At 43.3% G+C, this 15,437-nt stretch carries 14 protein-coding genes; 13 read left to right on the forward strand and 1 reads right to left on the reverse strand.

Going from position 1 to position 15,437, the window contains the following annotated elements; genetic code table 11:
• The first annotated feature begins 442 nt into the window (after window positions 1-442).
• The 12 genes from flhD (at window position 443) to cheZ (ending at window position 12,613) form a co-directional block, all read left to right on the forward strand.
• Window positions 443-793, forward strand: a complete 351-nt coding sequence (gene flhD / locus PTE_RS16635; protein WP_021326104.1) for a flagellar transcriptional regulator FlhD — start codon at window positions 443-445, stop codon at window positions 791-793.
• A gap of 3 nt (window positions 794-796) precedes the next feature.
• Complete coding sequence (flhC, locus tag PTE_RS16640; protein ID WP_036848962.1) at window positions 797-1,378, forward strand: flagellar transcriptional regulator FlhC; 582 nt, start codon at window positions 797-799, stop codon at window positions 1,376-1,378.
• Between the two features lie 136 nt (window positions 1,379-1,514).
• Window positions 1,515-2,402 carry a flagellar motor stator protein MotA gene (motA, locus tag PTE_RS16645; RefSeq protein ID WP_036848963.1) on the forward strand — a complete coding sequence of 296 codons (888 nt, stop codon included), beginning with the start codon at window positions 1,515-1,517 and terminating at the stop codon, window positions 2,400-2,402.
• Entirely contained in the window at window positions 2,399-3,382 is a 984-nt protein-coding gene (gene motB / locus PTE_RS16650; protein ID WP_036848965.1) for a flagellar motor protein MotB, read from the forward strand. The genes motA and motB overlap by 4 nt, the downstream gene beginning before the upstream one ends.
• A 15-nt stretch (window positions 3,383-3,397) precedes the next feature.
• Complete coding sequence (gene cheA, locus PTE_RS16655) at window positions 3,398-5,443, forward strand: chemotaxis protein CheA (RefSeq protein WP_036848969.1); 2,046 nt, start codon at window positions 3,398-3,400, stop codon at window positions 5,441-5,443.
• Between the two features lie 52 nt (window positions 5,444-5,495).
• On the forward strand, window positions 5,496-5,993 hold the full coding sequence (gene cheW / locus PTE_RS16660) for a chemotaxis protein CheW (RefSeq protein WP_036848970.1): 498 nt from the start codon (window positions 5,496-5,498) through the stop codon (window positions 5,991-5,993).
• Window positions 5,994-6,174: 181 nt separating this feature from the next.
• Entirely contained in the window at window positions 6,175-7,866 is a 1,692-nt protein-coding gene (locus PTE_RS16665; protein ID WP_036848971.1) for a methyl-accepting chemotaxis protein, read from the forward strand.
• Window positions 7,867-7,919: 53 nt separating this feature from the next.
• A complete protein-coding gene (locus tag PTE_RS16670; RefSeq protein ID WP_036848973.1) occupies window positions 7,920-9,554 on the forward strand; it encodes a methyl-accepting chemotaxis protein in 1,635 nt (544 codons plus the stop codon).
• A 6-nt stretch (window positions 9,555-9,560) separates the two neighbouring features.
• Window positions 9,561-10,448: a protein-glutamate O-methyltransferase CheR gene (gene cheR / locus PTE_RS16675; protein ID WP_036848975.1), complete on the forward strand. Its 888-nt coding sequence runs from the start codon at window positions 9,561-9,563 to the stop codon at window positions 10,446-10,448.
• Complete coding sequence (locus tag PTE_RS16680; RefSeq protein ID WP_036848976.1) at window positions 10,441-11,493, forward strand: protein-glutamate methylesterase/protein-glutamine glutaminase; 1,053 nt, start codon at window positions 10,441-10,443, stop codon at window positions 11,491-11,493. The genes cheR and PTE_RS16680 overlap by 8 nt, the downstream gene beginning before the upstream one ends.
• Before the next feature lie 70 nt (window positions 11,494-11,563).
• A complete protein-coding gene (cheY, locus tag PTE_RS16685; protein WP_036848977.1) occupies window positions 11,564-11,953 on the forward strand; it encodes a chemotaxis response regulator CheY in 390 nt (129 codons plus the stop codon).
• A 9-nt stretch (window positions 11,954-11,962) separates the two neighbouring features.
• A complete protein-coding gene (gene cheZ, locus PTE_RS16690; RefSeq protein WP_036848978.1) occupies window positions 11,963-12,613 on the forward strand; it encodes a protein phosphatase CheZ in 651 nt (216 codons plus the stop codon).
• Between the two features lie 112 nt (window positions 12,614-12,725).
• Here cheZ and PTE_RS16695 read toward each other — a convergent pair whose 3' ends face one another.
• Window positions 12,726-14,132, reverse strand: a complete 1,407-nt coding sequence (locus tag PTE_RS16695) for a carbohydrate porin (protein WP_036848979.1) — start codon at window positions 14,130-14,132, stop codon at window positions 12,726-12,728.
• Window positions 14,133-15,140: 1,008 nt separating this feature from the next.
• Between PTE_RS16695 and PTE_RS25480 the strand changes: the two genes are divergently transcribed.
• Window positions 15,141-15,434, forward strand: a complete 294-nt coding sequence (locus PTE_RS25480; protein WP_131601531.1) for a hypothetical protein — start codon at window positions 15,141-15,143, stop codon at window positions 15,432-15,434.
• The last annotated feature ends 3 nt before the right edge of the window (window positions 15,435-15,437 follow it).

Raw genomic sequence — 15,437 nt, forward strand, 5'->3', positions numbered from 1 at the left:
TTTAGATAATTTAACTTATTAAAATTGGGAATTCGGATTTTATTTAATTGTTTGAATAATTAATGATCAATTTATCGATTAAATGCATATTAAAAGCCTTTATTTTTGTGAGTTATGTCACATAGTATTTAAAATTGCGTTCTCTTTCCGTTGTATAAGTTGATGATTCAGGAGTAAAGTTGTTCTGTATTAAGAATATTCTTAATCGATAGTAGAAATGTTATATCAGGTAACGTAATAATACTTTTGCAGCCCACTACCGTAATATTTTTGACGTTGGACGAATCAAAAGTAATACAAAGGATGGTTACTGCTCTGACTAAGCCTGTATATTTTAGTTATGTAAGAGATTATTAATCCCTAAGCTATTTTAGGAATTTTGTCACGAGTGGTTTTTCGAACACTTAACTGATTTTTTAATGTAATCGGACGGGATAGAAAAATGAGTACGGTTGAATTGCTCAAACATATTTATGACATAAATTTATCGTATCTGCTTTTAGCTCAGCGGTTAATTAACCATGAAAAAGCATCAGCGATGTTCCGTTTAGGTATTAGCGATTCTATGGCTGATACGTTGTCTGAATTGACATTACCTCAGTTGGTAAAGCTCGCCGAGACTAATCAATTAGTCTGTAATTTCCGGTTCGAAGACAGTGAAACTATTCAGCAGCTTACCAGGGAATCTCGAGTGGATGATTTACAACAAATACACACAGGCATTTTGTTATCGACTCATCTGTTTCAGCAGTTATCTTCGAAAGATGATACTTCAGTGAAAAAAAGAGCATAAGAGATGGCCGAGAAAAGTATAGTTCAAGAAGCTAAGGACATACATCTTGCGATGGAACTCATCACTTTAGGCGCACGGTTACAAATGCTTGAAAGTGAAACGCAATTAAGCAGGGGACGGCTAATTAAGCTTTATAAGGAATTGAGGGGAAGCCCTCCGCCTAAAGGGATGCTGCCTTTTTCAACAGATTGGTTTATGACTTGGGAACAGAATATTCATTCATCAATGTTTTATAATGCCTATCGTTTCTTACTCAAGAGTGGTTATTGTGACGGCGTAGAGGCTGTTGTTAAGGCTTATCGGCTCTATCTTGAACAATGCCCTCCTGCTGAAGGAGACGCACCTGTTCTGGCGCTGACTCGTGCCTGGACTTTGGTACGTTTTGTGGACAGTGGCATGTTGCAACCTTCACAATGTCGTACCTGTGGCGGAACTTTTATTACTCATGCCCATCAACCTGTGAATAGCTTTGTTTGTAGCCTTTGCCAACCACCATCACGCGCCGTAAAAAAACGTAAACTTTCCTCTCAGTCTGCCGATACTAATTCACAATTGCTGGATGGACTTGCTCAGCGCGCAATGTGAATTTAAATGGGAAAATCATTCCTACAGGTTACGGATTTGCACTTTTTTTCCTGTAACCTGTGTTGAAACTGCAACCATTCTGGATTCAGACTGTTCAACTTCCCATCCGCTCACCAACTTAGCTAAAGGATATCGCGTGTTAGTACTTTTAGGATATATCGTAGTTTTTGGTGCGGTAATCGGTGGTTACCTGATGGTAGGTGGTCATTTGGGCGCACTTTATCAACCCGCTGAATTTTTAATTATCACTGGTGCTGGTATCGGTGCTTTTATTGTTGGCAACAACGGAAAAGCGATTAAGGCAACATTGCGTGTTTTGCCAAAGGTAATGCGCAGATCTAAATATAACAAAGCGATGTATATGGATCTGATGGCTCTGCTTTTCCGGTTGTTAGCAAAATCCCGTATGCATGGTGTTTTGGCATTAGAGCGGGATATTGAAAATCCGCAGCAGAGTGATATTTTCACCCAATATCCACGTTTGCTTAAGGATAAGCATTTGATGGATTTTATCACCGACTACATGCGGTTGATTGTGAGTGGCAATATGAATCCTCATGAAATTGAGGCTTTGATGGATGAAGAAATTGAAACCTATGAGCAGGAAAGCGAGATACCGGCGACCAGCCTTATGATGGTTGGGGATTCACTTCCTGCTTTTGGTATTGTTGCAGCTGTCATGGGGGTTGTTAATGCTTTGGGTTCGGCAGATCGTCCGGCAGGAGAGCTTGGTGTACTGATTGCTCATGCTATGGTTGGGACATTTCTCGGTATTTTACTTGCTTATGGTTTTATCTCGCCACTGGCGACTTTGCTGCGTCAGCGCAGTGGCGAACATATTAAAATGATGCAATGCATTAGAGTGACATTGTTATCTAGTCTGAATGGTTATGCCCCGCAAATTGCTGTTGAGTTTGGCCGTAAGACATTGTACCTCACGGATCGTCCTTCTTTCACTGAGTTGGAAGAACATGTTCGCCGGGTGAAAGCGCCTGTTCAGCAAGAAACTGAAGAACAAGTATGAAGACGAGTAACGTCTCTGTCATTAGAGTAAAAAGACGTAAAAGAAATGACATCAGACATCATGGAGGTTCATGGAAAATTGCTTATGCTGACTTTATGACCGCGATGATGGCATTTTTCCTGGTTATGTGGCTGCTGGCAATTTCCAGTCCGCAGGAATTGACCCGAATTGCAGAATATTTCCGTACTCCGCTACAAGTCGCGATAAATAAAGGGGAACGCAGCAGTGATAGCTCTAATCCTATCCCAGGGGGAGGGCAGGATGTGCTTTATCAGGAAGGTGATATTCTGCGTCAGGTTGAAGTCGTTGAAGATAATGATGAATCCCGTAGGTTAAACAGGCTACGTGAGCAACTCGATCAGTTGATCATTACTGATCCCCGCCTTAAAGCATTACGTCCACATCTGTTGATTGACATGATGGATGAAGGATTGCGTATCCAGATTATTGATCGGGAAAATAGGCCAATGTTTATGGTTGGCAGTGCAAAAGTCGAAAGCTACATGAGTGATATTTTGCGAGCTATTGCGCCAATTCTGAATGATATTCCAAATAAAATCAGCTTGTCTGGTCATACTGATGATTTGAAATATGCCAATGGTGATCGTGGTTACAGTAACTGGGAGTTATCCGCAGATCGGGCGAATGCATCAAGGAGAGAGCTGCTGATAGGCGGGTTGGATGAAGGAAAGATATTGCGGGTTGTCGGGATGGCTTCAACGGTCCGCCTGAAACAGGAAGATGCCAATTCACCGGTTAATCGTCGCATCAGTATCTTAGTGCTCAATAAGCAAGCGGAAGAGCGGATTGAACAGCAAAACACCGGCAGCGATTCTTTGATTATTAACGATAGTAAGGAAATTCACGAGGTGATTGGAAAGGATTCGGCTGGAAGCAGGCCAACACAACAATCCAATGAAATCACAGTATCGGCTCAATCAACATCACTGAGTATTGAGCTTAATCGTGGTACCGACTAAGGTGACAAAGTAACAATGGATATTACCGCGTTTTATCAGACTTTTTTTGATGAAGCAGACGAATTGCTGGAGGATATGGAGCAGCATCTATTGCAGCTCGATCCCGATGCGCCAGATCAGGAACAGTTGAATGCTATTTTTCGCAGTGCTCACTCAATAAAAGGGGGGGCTGCGACTTTTGGTTTTATCAAACTACAGCAAACGACGCATGTTCTGGAAAATTTGCTCGACAGCGCCAGACGAGATGAAATGAGTCTGACGACTGACATTATCAACCTGTTTTTAGAAGCGAAAGATATTATGCAGCAACAGTTGGATGCCTATAAAAGTTCTCAGGAGCCGGATGAAAGTACGTTTACCTACATCTGTGAGACTTTGCGCCAGCTTGCATTGGAAGTACAGGAAGAAAATGAAGGTGAGGTTGAATCTGTCATCGCTGAGATAGCACCAGAATTGCCTGAATCAGAACCAGAATTAAAATCAGCACCTGTTGCGACTAAAAACCAACAAGGCAGAGTTCGGGTTCATCTTTCAGGTCTGAAAGAGCGTGAAGTTTCTTTGATGCTGGATGAACTGGCTAATCTGGGGGAGGTTTATGATGCTGAACAGACCCGGGATAGTGTGGAAGCCTCATTGGTAACATCAGCCACAGAGGATGACATTACCGCTGTACTCTGTTTTGTGATTGAACCGGAACAGATCACTTTTTTGCCGGTAGCCGAACCAAAAGATGAAGTTAAAAACCGGGATACAGATAAAGCCGTCAAAGCGACGGTGCCGGAAAAAAGTGCCATACCGCCTGCCGGGCGTCCCGCACCTGTGCCACCGGCTGGATCGCCACGTCAGCGTGCAGAATCTTCCAGCATTCGGGTTGCAGTTGAGAAGGTTGATCAACTGATAAACCTGGTGGGTGAATTGGTCATTACACAGTCTATGCTGGCACAGCATTGTAACGATCTTGAACCTAATTCACATGGCGATTTACTGAATTGCATGGTTCAGTTACAACGAAATTCCAGAGACTTGCAAGAGTCTGTGATGTCTATTCGTATGATGCCAATGGAATATGTGTTCAGCCGTTATCCACGTTTAGTCAGGGATCTTGCCGGTAAACTGAATAAAAAGGTGGATCTGACCTTGGTTGGCAGCTCCACTGAACTGGATAAGAGTTTAATTGAGCGCATTATTGATCCGTTGACTCATCTGGTCCGTAACAGCCTTGATCATGGTATTGAAGAACCGGAAGTTCGACTCGCTTCGGGTAAGCCTGAAACGGGTAACCTGACACTTTCTGCTGAACATCAGGGTGGGAATATCTGCATTGAAGTTGTCGATGATGGTGCTGGGCTGAATCGTGAAAAAATTCTGGCCAAAGCGATATCACAAGGGTTATCAGTCAGTGAAAACATGAGTAACGAAGAGGTTGCTATGTTGATTTTCGCCCCTGGTTTTTCCACGGCGGAAGTGGTGACAGATGTATCTGGCCGCGGTGTTGGCATGGATGTGGTTAAGCGAAATATTCAGGAAATGGGAGGGCAAATCCAGATTAACTTCCAGGCAGGTAAAGGCACAGTTACCCGGATTTTGTTACCTCTGACGCTGGCAATCCTCGATGGTATGTCAGTGAAAGTGAATGACGAAGTGTTTATTTTGCCATTGAGTGCGGTAGTTAGTTCCCTTCAGCCGCAGGAAGAAGATATTTATCCATTGGCCGGCGATGAAAAATTACTGCATGTCAGAGGCGAATATTTGCCACTGATTAAGTTATATCGGGTTTTTGATATTCCTGAGGCGAAAACCGATCCGACTAAAGGAATTGTTGTGATTGTACAGAGTGCTGGTCGTCGTTATGCCTTGCTGGTTGATCAATTAGTTGGGCAGCATCAGGTGGTTGTGAAAAATATCGAAAGTAACTACCGCAAAGTGCCGGGAATATCCGCTGCCACCATTATGGGCGATGGCAGTGTGGCACTGATTATTGATATCTCTGCGTTGCAGCAACTCAATCATGACCAATTGGCACTCAGCAAAGCTGAGTTATTAGAAAAAAATAAACATTGAATGGGGGTTATCCCCATAGAAAATCGTCAATTTCACAGCAAAAGGTAAGATTATGTCGGCCATAGAAGCTTTTAATAAATTGTCAGGGGAAACTGCCGGGGAAGGATATCTGGTTTTTACCCTGGGTGATGAAGAATATGGTATCGAAATACTTAAAGTACAGGAGATACGTGGCTATGATCAGGTCACCCGTATTGCAAATACTCCTGTGTTCATTAAAGGGATAACCAATCTACGTGGTGTCATTGTTCCTATTATTGACCTGAGAATTAAGTTCGCTCAGGAAACTGTCACTTATAATGATAATACCGTGGTTATTGTTCTGAATCTGTTGAACCGGGTGGTTGGTATCGTTGTTGATGGTGTTTCAGATGTTTTATCGCTCAAAGCTGAACAAATCTGTCCGGCTCCGGAATTTGCAGTGACATTGTCTACTGAATATCTGACGGGCTTGGGTTCACTTGATGATCGTATGCTGATTTTGGTGGATATTGAGAAGTTACTTAATAGTGAAGAGATGGCTCTGGTAGATTCAGTGGCTAAAAACTAGTTATAAAGAATAGTCATCGAAAATAGCTGCCATGATTAATAGATGGCAGCTATTTTTTTGTCCATTACTTGCTGATCCCAACCAGAAAAAAATATTCAAATTTCTTTTATTTAACCAGTAAAGTTTCTTTTAGCTATGCCGATAACAGAGCCATGCTGATCTATTGTAAAAAAGGGAAAACATGTTTAACCGAATGAAAATAGTGACCGGGCTGATGGCGGTCATCATATTATTTGGTGCTCTGCAATTTATATCCGGGGGACTTTTCTTCCATGAGTTGAAAGGTAACAAAGAAAACCTGGAAATACTGGATAAGATGCGTGAGCAGCAGACATTTTTGAATGACACCTGGGTTAATTTGCTACAGGCTCGTAACAATCTAAACCGTGCTGGCATTCGGTACATGATGAAGGATGAAGGCGTTGACAATTATTACACGATGGAACAGCTGCTGACTGATGCCAGAAGTAACTTGTCTATAGCAGAGCAGCGCTTTGAACAATATGAACAAACGGCGAAATTGCCTATTCATGAATCAGAAAGCCTCAATCGCCTTAAAAAATCCTATGATGTTTATATTGCAGCACTCCATGAACTTATCGTCCTGATTGAACATGATCGGGCCGTGGAATTCTTTAATCAGCCAACCGGCAAATATCAGAGTGCTTTTGAGGAAGAATATAACTTCTATCTGACTCAAAACGATCATCTTTACTCCGATGTTGTATTTGATGCGGGCATATCCTACAGAAATGCAGTGATTATGCTGGTTATTGTCATGCTAATTCTGGTTTCAGCCATGATTTTCAGCTGGGTTAGCATCAAGCATAGTTTGCTGAATCCATTAAATAAATTATTGGAGAATATTAAGGCGTTTTCTACGGGTGATTTGACACAGAGAATTACTGTTTCAGGCAGAAATGAGATGAGTATGGTAGCTGTCGGCCTGAAACATATGCAGAAAGAATTTATCAATACTGTTAGTAGTGTCCGTCACAGTAGTGAAAATATTTATAACGGAACCAGTGAAATTGCTGCCGGGAATAATGATCTTTCTTCACGCACTGAAGAACAGGTTGCCTCTTTGGAAGAAACAGCCGCAAGTATGGAACAACTGACGGCAACGGTAAAACAGAATGCGGAAAATGCCCGTCAGGCAAGTCACCTGGCTGACAGCGCCTCTGAAATTGCCCGCCAGGGTGGGAAAGTCGTGGCGAATGTTGTGCAGACAATGCATGAAATTGCCGGCAGTTCTCAGAAGATTTCCGATATTACCAGTGTTATTGATGCTATTGCGTTCCAAACTAACATTCTGGCGCTTAATGCCGCGGTAGAAGCCGCACGTGCCGGTGAACATGGGCGTGGTTTTGCTGTTGTGGCAGGAGAAGTCCGTAATCTTGCACAGCGTAGTGCTGAGGCAGCAAAAGAGATCAAAGCATTAATAGAAGATTCAGTCAGCCGCGCGGATACCGGTTCTGTCCTGGTTGAAAGCGCCGGTGAAACAATGAACGACATCGTGAGTTCAGTCACCCGTGTCACTGACATTATGGGTGAAATTGCATCCGCATCTGATGAACAAAGCAGAGGGATAACTCAGGTTGGCCTGGCTATCTCTGAAATGGATCGTGTAACACAGCAAAATGCTTCTTTAGTTGAACAATCAGCCGCGGCTGCGGCTGCACTGGAAGATCAAGCGGCTGGATTGAAGAAACTTGTTTCTCTGTTCCAGTTACCGAGTCTTGACGATAAGTCTCAACCAGAAACAAAAACTGAGCATTTACCTGCGGTTAAGACTCTTCCTACTAAATCGAATCTACCCGTGCTGAAGAAAGTCAGCAATGTGGAAGAACAATCTAATTGGGAAACATTTTAAGACACTAAGTGATAACCACGGCTGCATATGCAGCCGTTAACCGAGGTGATTACATGTTAGGCAGGCTTCGTATATCAACCAGTTTATATCTGTTATTGATGATGTTTTGTGTAATGCAGATAATCTCAAGTGGTTTATCACTTGGGATTATTCACACAGACCAGACTTATATTGAGCGGATTGATCTGGGCACACAGAAGAGAGACACTTTAGGATTAAGTTGGGCGGCTTTGCTGCAATCGCGTAATACACTGAATAGAATCGCTGTAGGAAAAACGCTGCAACAATCTGAATCCCATATTGACAGCATGGTTGCTAATGTTAAGGAGACGCTGGATAAGGCTGAAATGTATTTTGCGGAGTTTATCGCGCTGCCTAAATTAAATGAAGAGGATGGCAGCAGCGTATTACTGGCATCCGTAGAAACCAGCTACAAGGAATATATTAATGCACTCAGGGAACTCTCTGCTTTCTTGGAGCAGGGGAATTATGATGCATTTTTAAACCAGCCAACAGAAAAGTATCAGCAGCAACTGGAATCTGATTTCAACCAATATATGCAGTATATCGGAGAGGAAATTAAGACTGCTGTTCAAGATGGTCGCTTTTATTATCAAATTGCAACTGCCATGTTTGCCGGAGCGATCCTGATGGTACTGGTCGTTGCTTGGGCAGCCCATTGGTGGTTAAAAAGAAATCTGCTCAAACCATTCGCTAATATGCGCAATCACTTCCAGAATGTTGCAGAAGGAAAATTGAATAAAGAAGTTTCTGTTTTCACTCATGATGAAATCGGTGAAGTTTTTTCCAAATTGCGTGAAATGCAGCGTTCACTGGTGAGTTCCATTACTTCGGTGAAAGAGAATACTAATCTGATGTATAGCGGTATTCAGGAAATTACTCAGGGTAACACTGATCTCTCTTCCCGCACTGAAGAGCAGGCGGCATCACTGGAAGAAACAGCCGCAAGTATGGAGCAATTGACGGCAACGGTAAAACAGAATGCGGAAAATGCCCGTCAGGCCAGTGAATTGGCAGTATCTGCCTCAAAAACAGCCTCTAAAGGCGGCGAGCTGACAACCAGCGTTGTGGAAACGATGGATGCAATTGCCAATAGCTCACAGAAAATCAGTGCAATTATCAGCGTTATTGATGGCATTGCATTTCAGACTAACATTCTGGCGCTTAATGCGGCAGTAGAAGCTGCACGGGCAGGTGAGCAAGGCCGCGGTTTCTCTGTTGTTGCTGGTGAAGTCAGGGATCTCGCTCAACGAAGTGCCGAAGCGGCAAAAGAGATTAAAACATTAATTAGTGAATCCGTTCAGCGGGTGAGTCAAGGTTCTGAATTGGTCAGTGATGCAGGGAAGACCATGAATGAATTGGTCGCTTCGGTAAACCGGGTCACGGATCTGATGGCCGAAATTGCTGCGGCATCTGATGAACAAAGTCGCGGTATTCATCAGGTGGCACAGGCAGTTACGCAGATGGATCAGGTTACTCAGCAGAACGCTGCATTGGTTGAGCAGTCAGCTGCGGCCGCTGCGGCACTTGAAGATCAGGCCGATATTCTGGTGAAAACAGTCGCACAGTTTGAATTACCGGATAATTCAGAGAATAAACTTGAGAATGAACTTTCACTTACGCTGAGATCTGCGGACAGCGAAGGGGCGGTCAGTCAGACTCGCTGAGGCCAGATGAAATCAAATTTAATTGCTTCAGCGACAAGTTTGTCGTCTTTGCCACTGAACCACATGATTCAGCGTTATACCCTATCAGATGCGCATTTTGAGCGCATCTGCCAGTTTATATATCAACGTGCTGGTATTGTGCTTGCCGCCCATAAACGGGAGATGGTCTATAACCGTTTAATTCGGCGTTTACGAGCGCTTGGAATGCGTGATTTTGGGCAATACCTGTTCATTCTTGAGAATGATACTAACAGTGAGGAGTGGCAGGAATTTATCAATGCGTTGACGACTAACCTGACGGCTTTTTTCAGGGAAGCGCATCATTTCCCTTTGTTAGCTAAACATGCAAGTAAGAAGAATGGTTCGTACCGGGTGTGGAGTGCGGCAGCATCCACAGGGGAAGAGCCGTATTCAATTGCTATGACGTTGAGTGATGTATTGGAGCATCGTTTTCAGCGGGTAAAAATTATTGCCAGTGATATCGATACCAATGTACTGGAAAAAGCACGTAAAGGTGTTTATCGGCTGGATGAGTTGCGCCAACTGACAGATCAGCAGAGAAAACGTTACTTTTTTAAAGGTGTTGGATCTTATGAAGGTTACGCGCGTGTTCGGCCCCAACTTGCTGATATGGTGACATTTCAGCATTTAAACCTGTTAGACCCCAATTGGCCGCTTGAAGGTAAATTTGATGCCATCTTTTGCCGTAATGTAATGATTTATTTTGATAAAAAGACGCAGGAACGGATACTGCGCCATTTTGTTGCTTTGTTAAAACCTGATGGATTGCTTTTTGCCGGGCATTCCGAAAATGTCACTCAAATAAGCCGGGAATTCTACTTGCAAGGACAGACTGTTTACGGTGTAGGCCGGGCAAGGAGAGGTCATGAATAAGATAACTGTCCTTTGTGTCGATGATTCAGCGCTTATGCGCCAAATCATGCGGGAGATCATCAATAGCCACCCGGATATGGAGGTAGTGGCTTGCGCACCCGATCCACTGGTGGCACGAGATCTGATTAAAAAACATAATCCACAAGTACTCACGCTGGATGTTGAAATGCCACGTATGGATGGCATTGATTTTTTGGAAAAATTAATGCGCCTGCGGCCAATGCCTGTGGTGATGATTTCTTCTCTGACAGCCAAAGGTTCTGAAATCACATTAAGGGCATTGGAACTTGGTGCTGTTGATTTTGTCACCAAACCTCAATTAGGTATTCGTGAAGGAATGCTGGCTTACAGCGAGCTTATTGCGGAGAAAGTGCGGACAGCAGCACAGGCTAAATTATCTGTGCCAATAACCACACCGGCAAACTCTGCGCCTTTAAGTTTTAAGCCGCTGTTATCCAGCGAAAAACTGATTGCAGTAGGTGCTTCGACTGGCGGAACGGAAGCGATAAAGAATTTGTTGCAACCGTTGCCGGTAACCAGTCCGGCACTACTGATTACGCAACATATGCCCCCGGGTTTTACCCGTTCTTTTGCTGAACGACTGAATAAACTTAGCCAAATTACAGTAAAAGAGGCTGAAAATGGTGAACGGATTTTGCCAGGGCACGCATATATTGCCCCAGGTGATCGCCATATGGAACTGTGCCGTAATGGTGCTGATTATCAGGTTCTGATAACTGATGCACCGGCGGTTAATCGCCATCGTCCGTCTGTGGATGTGTTGTTTCGGTCAGTGGCTAAATCTGCTGGAAGAAATGCTGTTGGTGTATTACTGACAGGAATGGGAAGTGACGGCGCGGCGGGTTTGCTGGAGATGAAGCAAGCCGGAGCATACACATTGGCACAAGATGAAGCGAGTTGCGTGGTGTTTGGTATGCCAAGAGCTGCAATACAAATGGGAGCTGTGGATGAAGTCATGGATATCCTCAAAATGAGCAAGAGAATGCTGGCAAAAATAAGCTCGGGGCAGGCTGTCCGTATTTAACGGCTGCCGGATAAATTTAATTTTTTTAAGCGGCTCTGTGCTGACTGGTAAATAATTTCAAGGAGTTTTTATGGCGAATAAGGATCTTAAATTTTTGGTGGTTGATGATTTCTCAACCATGCGTCGCATTGTTCGTAACCTTTTGAAAGAGTTGGGCTTTAATAATGTAGAAGAAGCTCAGGATGGGACGGAAGCCCTGACTAAGATTCGCTCATCTCAATTTGACTTTATTATCTCTGACTGGAATATGCCTAATATGGATGGTTTGGAGTTGTTAAAAGTCATTCGTGAAGATGCGCAATTGGCTAAGATACCCGTTTTGATGGTGACAGCGGAAGCGAAGAAAGAAAATATCATTGCTGCTGCGCAGGCCGGGGCAAGTGGTTATGTTGTTAAACCTTTTACCGCTGCTACTCTGGAAGAAAAGCTCAATAAAATATTTGAAAAACTGGGCCTCTAAGGAGACATAATGCGTGTAAATCCAATCATGCCAAGGGATGAGACCATTAGTGCCAGTGAAATTATCAGCCGTATCGGCCAGCTTACCCGTATGTTGCGTGATAGTTTACGTGAGCTGGGATTGGATCAAACGATCGCGCAGGCCGCTGAGGCAATACCCGATGCGAGAGAACGTTTGGACTATGTCGTGCAGATGACAGCGCAGGCCGCTGAAAGGGCGCTTAACTGTGTTGAGGCGGCGCAACCTCGTCAGAATGAGTTGGAATCATCGGCAATTTTACTGACTAAACGTTGGGATGAGTGGTTTGACAATCCGGTTGAATTGCCTGTGGCACGCTCATTGGTTACCGATACCCGGAATTACCTCAATACTGTACCTGAGCATACTGCTTTCACTAACGCTCAATTGCTGGAGATCATGATGGCACAAGACTTTCAGGATCTTACCGGTCAGGTTATCAAGCGGATGATGGATGTTATTCAGGAAATAGAAAAACAGTTAGTAATGGTATTGATGGAAAACATGCCGGCTGACCAGGTCGCGAAATCGAAAAAAGAGACTGACAGTCTGCTAAATGGTCCGCAGGTGAATCAAAATGGCGTGGGTGTTATCGCTAATCAGGCCCAGGTTGATGATCTACTGGATAGCTTAGGTTTCTGAAATAAAAGTGGCAGGATCAGCCTGCCACTCAGGATTAATGGTTTCACGAAAAGTCCCTGATAGGCAAAAATATTGCTGCGGGTGATTTCCGGCAGAAATCAATTAACTTGCATCAGAAAAGATATTTGAATCTGGCGCGTGCACCGTAGCGCTGGTCGTTATCACTGTTGGCGATTTTATTGTTAGCATCTGCCTCCAGCATAGAGACATAGGCACCAAGATAGAGATTAAAATTCTGCATATCCATGATGTCAGGGATCAGATATGACATATGGATGGTACGGATGTCGTATTTGCCTGGCTCATTGAAAGGATGGTTAATATATGCGGTGATATTGTCAGTGTTGAACTCTTTGATATTGTTGTGGGCATAGATATAGCCCAGTTCAAAGCGATGCCACGTAACATTGATTCCGGCAGTGAAGTTCTGCTCGCCTGAGGCATCCAGATAGGCGGTGTTCAGGTTGGCGACAATGCCATTATCTGGATTGGTCACCAGACCGTTCCAACTTAGCGTCATGCCGTAGCCATTGCGTTTGGATTGATCAATCCATTGCCCTTGGGCATTTTGGTAGCCGTAAGCGTTGTTGACCACATTACTCTCCATCGCTATTGCTGCACTGAACTGGTCTTTTTTCCAGGCTGCTACTGGGCGTAGATAAGCAACATTTTTATTATTATTCAGTGTATGACCGTGGTAGGTCTTATCTTGGAATAGCGAAGTGCCATCCTTAAACAGTGTATTGAGTTCGAAATACCAATTGCCTGAGTATTTGCTCAGCATCAGGTTACCGCCGCTGTTACTGCGGCCCCGTCCTTCTTTCATCATGTAGATATAACCGAAACCATCAGCATACAAATCGTTGGCGGTATTGCCAGAATACTGAATAAAGGTGTCCTGATTGAGAGGGAACATATCGTAGGCTTCAAAACGCCCGATTTTGGCCTGCCAATTTTTCTCGTTGCCGAAGAAGAAAGCTGCATCGTCGAGATTCATTTTGCCGGTCACGTCTGCTAGTGGTTGCACACTGAAACCGGCGAAGTCGCCGTTCTGATTGCGACGGTAGCCGTCCAGCCCAATCAAGATGCGGCCATTAATATTCCAACGTTCTTTGTCGCCGGGCTTCCAGTTTTTGTTTTCATTGGTTTTCAGTGAAGTAAGCTGACCGCTTCGGCTGGCGCTGTCGAGATTGAATTCTACATCACCGTACAGTTTTAGATCGCCAAAGTTATTCAGCTTCAACTTGCTGGCTGGTGAAGCGTTATTTTCCAGCGAAGTCATGGGTTGTGCCACCTTTACGGTCTGCTGTGTGGTTTCGGTAGTGTGTTGTTCCAAACGTTGTGCGCGTTGCTCGGCGGTTATGGCACGTGCTTCGGCCTGGGCGGCGTGTTGTTCTGCCTGTTGTAACCGTTGCTCCAGTGCATCAAGGCGCGCTTCGATGCTGGTGGCGGGCGAGGCAAGGACGGAGGCTGAAAGGATTAATCCTGGTGTGACAATAAGATAGCGAAGGTTTTTCATAGTACTCTACCCTTTGGGATATTAGTTATTATGCTTTATTACATCGTCAAACGGGTTTTCAGGCTAAAAGATAATTGAGTTAAGTTAGCGGGTGCCAATCAATGACTCATTAGCAAAAATCGCCTTAAACCCTCGCCCAGTGCGGGCGGAGAGATAAGGCGAAAATCCTAAAGGGCTTTAAGAGATTAATCAAGTGTATTTGGGGCGTGTTAAGATACATATCTGAAGTGGAAATAACCGCATGAATTAATCACGTTGTGGTTCTATTTTTTATAGAAAGAAGAGGGGTAAAGTAGGATGTATTTGGTTCTATTATTATAGCAATAACCTATAGCTGTCATAGATATAAATTTATTTAAATAAACCTCATGGAAATTATATTTTATCTTATTATTTTTTTAATTTAATATTTAAATGATTGATAGTATATTCAAATAGTTGCGAAATATGTTTTTATATGTTGATATGCCATTCATTGAACTATGATATCAGTTGGGTAGGATATAATAAATCTAATTTAATCATGTGGTTGGATATATCGGCACCTTTTTGTGATCACTCCCTCATTAAGACAGATTCTTTTATGATAAAACATAAGAGATAATAAGCTAAATTTTTGTAAAATATCACTATTAATACTGTGTAATTTTATCAATTCAATTTAATGTATTATTCGATACAGCGAGGTCATTATTGACATTCATCACAGAATAGAATGAGTTTTGATGTGAGCATAAAGTCTTAAGTTCGATTGATATAATGGGTGTTATTATTTTGGAGCCATGCCTTGGTTAAATATAAGAATACCTAATGAATCGTTTGTCGGGAAAATCTGATCACTAAAATAATTTAGCAAAGTAATGAATAATTCGAGTATCTTAATCATTGCAGGATTCAAAGACATAGGTAAAAACCTGTTTTTTAATCGTAACGTAATCATGGAAATGCCGGTGTTTATTGGCTCCGTTCTTAGCGAATGGCTATTGTTCAACGGTTGGAGTTTTTTAAATGGCGTCACATTGTGTTCAGGACAATGCTCAAAATTCGGGAAACACCGCGACAATCAAAGCTATTCATGGTCATGGAGATACTTTTGCCTACCACGTCAGGCGTATAAACGTTATTAAGAAATGTGACCGCATATCGCCATCTTTATGTAATCCGTGTGGCGGGATTACCCGTGTTTACTTCTTTATCGGGATTGATAGTCTCTCAGGCAGTTACGGCAGGGGCTACCCCGAGTTTGCTTCTTTATCAGGCATTAGGCGCAATAACGACAACTACCACGTTAACTATTTGTGAGGA

Source organism: Photorhabdus khanii NC19, from assembly GCF_000517265.1.
Lineage (GTDB): Bacteria > Pseudomonadota > Gammaproteobacteria > Enterobacterales > Enterobacteriaceae > Photorhabdus > Photorhabdus khanii.